3 protein-coding genes are annotated in these 4,147 nt (G+C 70.7%); all 3 read left to right on the top strand.

What is annotated here, in order from left to right:
• The first annotated feature begins 121 nt into the window (after window positions 1-121).
• The 3 genes from ACO2SS_RS28695 (at window position 122) to ACO2SS_RS28685 (ending at window position 4,092) form a co-directional block, all read left to right on the top strand.
• Window positions 122-1,960 (top strand): molybdopterin cofactor-binding domain-containing protein, encoded by a 1,839-nt coding sequence (locus ACO2SS_RS28695; RefSeq protein WP_423281283.1) that lies wholly within the window; start codon window positions 122-124, stop codon window positions 1,958-1,960.
• 1 nt (window position 1,961) lies between these two features.
• Entirely contained in the window at window positions 1,962-3,029 is a 1,068-nt protein-coding gene (locus ACO2SS_RS28690) for a xanthine dehydrogenase family protein molybdopterin-binding subunit (RefSeq protein WP_423281282.1), read from the top strand.
• 178 nt (window positions 3,030-3,207) lie between these two features.
• Window positions 3,208-4,092 (top strand): AAA family ATPase, encoded by an 885-nt coding sequence (locus ACO2SS_RS28685; protein ID WP_423281280.1) that lies wholly within the window; start codon window positions 3,208-3,210, stop codon window positions 4,090-4,092.
• Window positions 4,093-4,147: the final 55 nt, after the last annotated feature.

Below are 4,147 nucleotides of genomic sequence, written 5' to 3'. Positions count from 1 at the left end.
CCCAGAGGGGGAGGAGACACTGTCGGCGCCGCCTCGTCTCCTCCCCCGCAGGGGGAGGGGGACCGCCCGGAGGGCGGTGGAGGGGGCAGCGCACCATCGCGGACGGCGGAAGGAGGGCGGGATGCTAGAGTTCCGCAAGGACGTCTTCGCCGACGAGCGCGACGACAACCTCAACGTGGTCGGCAAGGGCCTGCAGCGCCAGGACATGCCCGGCCATGTCACCGGGCGGACGCGCTTCTTCGACGATCACGCCTTCGAGGGCCTGCTGCACCTCAAGGTGCTGCGGAGCCCGCATCATCACGCCCGCATCCGCAACATCGACATCTCGGCTGCGGCGCGAGCGCCCGGCGTGAAGCGCGTGCTGCGTGGCGCCGACGTGCCGGTGAACAAGAACACGCTGCTCAGCCTGATCAATTTCGGCAAGGACGACGAGCCGACGCTCGCCGTCGACAAGGTTCGCTACAAGGGCGAGCCGATGGTCGCGATCATCGCCGACACGGAAGCCGCGGCGCTCGCCGCCCGCAAGCTCGTGCGGGTCGATTACGATCCGCTGCCCACCGTCTTCGATGTCGAGGAGGCGCTCAAGCCCGGCGCGCCGGTGGTCAACGACACCTACCCGCACAACCACTTCGAATATCACGAGAAATACGACCACCAGAAGCTTCGCTTCGGCGATACCGAGCGGGCTTTCCGCGAGGCGGAGATCGTGCTCGAGGAGCGCTACCAGATGTCGCCGATCGAGCATGCGCCGACGGAGACGAACGGCTCGATCGCGGCGCCCGAGCACAACGACCGCTACATCGTTCATTCCTGCGCGCAGGGCCTGTTCTTCGCCCTCGGCACGGCCGCCAAGATCCTGAACCTGGAATCGAACCGTCTCCACTTCGTTGGCGGCACGGTGGGCGGCGGCTTCGGCGGCAAGGTCGACACCCTCACCGAACCGCTCGCAATCCTGGGCGCGATGCTGACGGGGCGGCCGGTTCGCTACGTCCTCGATCGCGAGGAGGAGATGCTCTACGGCTCCCCGCGCGGGGCGGAGCGGGTCTACATCAAGGACGGCGTGCGGCGGGACGGCCGCATCATCGCGCGACACATCCGCAGCTATTTCGATGCCGGCGCCTATACGCGGCTGTCGAGCTATGCCGGCATCAAGTGCACGGCGCACATTCCCGGCCCCTACTCGATCCCGAACGTCACGTCGGACGTCTACGTGGTCTACACCAACCGCTGCCCGTCGACCGCCATGCGGGGGTTCGGCGTGACGGCGGTCGATTTCGCGCTCGAGGTCCAGATGGACAAGCTCGCGCATGCGGTCGGCATGGACCCGATGGAGTTCCGGATCCTCAACGCCTACCGGGACGGGGACATGAAGCCACATCGGCGCGTGGCGAAGAACACGGCGCTGATCGAATGCGTGCAGGTCGCGGCCGAGAAGGCCGGCTGGCCTCTTTCGGCCGACGCGATGCGGCAATCCTCGGTGAGCGGTGGGGGAGGGGAGCGGGCGCTGATCCCGGCGACCCCGCTCGACGAGCGCGGCCGCATCGGACGGCCCGAGACACGGACCGGGCCGAGCACGCAGGTCCTGCCCGCGGGCACCACCCGCATCCCGCTCAGCAAGGAGCCGATCGTAGAGGGCGCGCGGGACGGACGCGCCGCCCCGACGGCCGTGCCGCGCTACGATAGCGGCCGGCCGGCGGCTCCCGTCTATCAGCCCGCCCCGATCCCCGCGCCGAGCTACCAGCCGCCGCCCATTCCGGCGCCGAGCTACCAGCCTGCCACCTCCTACCCGCCGGCCCCTAGCACTCCGCCTGCGCCGGCCTACGGGCCCGGCGCCGCCTATGGTGCGCCGCCTCCGGGCCATGAGCCGCCGCCACCTCCTCCTGCGCCGCCGCCCGCCGCGCCGCAGACGCAGCACGGGGCGGTCCGCTTCTCCTCCGTCTTCGGCACGAGGAGGCGCTGAAATGGCCCGGCACGAGGGACGGGGCATGGCCTCGGTGAACTACCCGATCGGCATGAATCTCGGCGGCGATCCGAGCCAGGCGCTGGTCCACTCGAACCCCGACGGCAAGTTCACGGTCGCGCTCTCGGCGATCGATCTCGGCCAGGGCATGAAGCAGGTCACCCGGCAGCTCGCGGCCGAAACGCTCGGGGTGCCGGTCGAGGACGTCTATGTCGACACGGCCGACAGCGACACCGGCCCGCACGACATGGGCTCCTTCGCGTCCCGCGGCACGCACCGGATGGGCAATGCCGTGATCGCGGCGGCCCGCGAGGCGCGCGGCGTCCTGATGGAAGCGGCGGCCGAGGAGCTCGAGGTCGATGCCGCCGATCTCGTCACGGACGGGCGCGGCAACATCCATGTCCGGGGCGCGCCGTCCCGGACCATCACCGTGAAGGCGACCGCCCAGGCGGCGCAGTTCAAGCAGGGAAAGACGATCGCCGGCCGCGGCATCTTCCTGATCCCGCTCTCTGCCGTCGACCCCGAGACGGGCGAGATGAATCCCAACACGGCCTTCGCGCATGCCTGCCTCGTGGCCGACGTCTCCGTCGACGACGAGACCGGCGAGGTGGAGGTGCTGCGGATGACGAGCGCCTACGAGCTCGGCCGGGTCATCAACCCGAAGATGGTCGAGCAGCAACTCGTCGGCGGCGCCTGGATGGGAATCAGCCACGCCCTCTACGAGACGCCCGAGCCGTACTACCCCAACCCGGATCACGGCCCGCGCGACTTCAACGAGTACCTCATGCCGGGGCCGGGCGACATCGCGCCCTATCACGTCACCATCCTGGAGCGGCCGGCGCCGGACGGGCCGTTCGGCGGCAAGGGGCCGGGCGAGATGTGCGCCAATCCCGTCCTGCCGGCGATCGCCAATGCGGTGTTCAACGCGGTCGGCGTCCGGGTCGACGAGCTGCCGATCACGCCGGAGAAGATCCTGCGGGGCATCCGGCAGAATGGCGGCGTGAAGCCCGGGCCGCGGCGCGGCGGCCCGGTGACCTGGAACGCTCCGTTCGAGGTCGGGCGGAGATGAGGATGCCCGGCGATTTCCCTCTCCACCGCCCTCCGGGCGGTCCCCCTCGCCCTGCGGGGGAGGCGACGAGGCGGCGCGGTTCGTGTCTCCTCCCCCGCATGGGGAGGGGGACCATGCGGTCCGGCGAAGCCGGCTGCAGGGTGGAGGGGGCTCCCTCTCCTCCTGCCGGAGCGCGCCCGTGGCGCTGAAATCGACCGTCGCCGGCATATCGAGCCCGGAAGCCCTCGCCGAGGCGCTGCGGGCCGCGATGTATCTTGCCGATGACGGCATCGCGACGGCCGGCTATCTCGCGCTGGCGCTCGGCAAGCCGCTGCTGCTGGAAGGCGCGCCCGGGGTCGGCAAGACGGAGGCCGCCAAGGCTCTCTCCGGCATCCTCGGCCGGCAGCTCATCCGCCTGCAATGCTTCGAGGGGATCGATGCCTCGGCGGCGCTCTACGAGTGGAACTATCCGCGCCAGATGCTCGCCATCCGGCAGGCGCAGGAGGGCGAGCATCTCGACATCTACCGCGACGATTTCCTGATCGAGCGGCCCATGCTGACGTCGCTGCGGCGGCCGGAATCGACCGTGCTCCTGATCGATGAGATCGACCGCTCCGACCACGAGTTCGAGGCCTTCCTGCTCGAATTCCTGTCCGATTTCTCGATCTCCATCCCGGAGCGCGGGACGCTGCGGGCCGCGGAGCGCCCGGTCGTCGTGCTGACCTCGAACCGCACCCGCGAGCTGCACGAGGCGCTGCGGCGGCGCTGCGTCTACCACTACATCGCCTATCCCGAGCCGGAGCGGGAGGCGCAGATCATCATGATGCGCTCCTCGGCGGTGGCCGAGAGCACGGCCCGGGCGGTCGTCGCGGCCGTCGGGCGCCTCAGGCAGGAGCCGCTCGCCAAGCCGCCCGGCGTCGCCGAGGCCGTGGACTGGGCAGAGGCCGCGACCGCGCTCGCCAGGACCGGCGCGCCCTGGCCGGAAGCCTTCCGCCGCGCACTCGGCGCCGCCATCAAGGACGAGGAGGACATGGCGCATCTGCGCCCGCGCCTGCCCGTATTCATTCCGGGGCGCGCGGCATGAGCCGGCGGCGCGCGCGTCTCCTCCCCCGCAGGGGGAGGGGGACCGCCCGAAGGGC

This window comes from Enterovirga sp. CN4-39 (assembly GCF_049446235.1).
In the GTDB taxonomy this organism is placed as follows: domain Bacteria; phylum Pseudomonadota; class Alphaproteobacteria; order Rhizobiales; family Beijerinckiaceae; genus Enterovirga.
This window is presented reverse-complemented; position numbering and strand designations above follow the sequence as displayed.

Coding starts and splice junctions, on each gene's coding strand:
- ACO2SS_RS28695 (WP_423281283.1), top strand. CDS start 122: ATGCTAGAGTTCCGCAAGGACGTCTTCGCCGACGAGCGCGACGACAAC.
- ACO2SS_RS28690 (WP_423281282.1), top strand. CDS start 1,962: ATGGCCCGGCACGAGGGACGGGGCATGGCCTCGGTGAACTACCCGATC.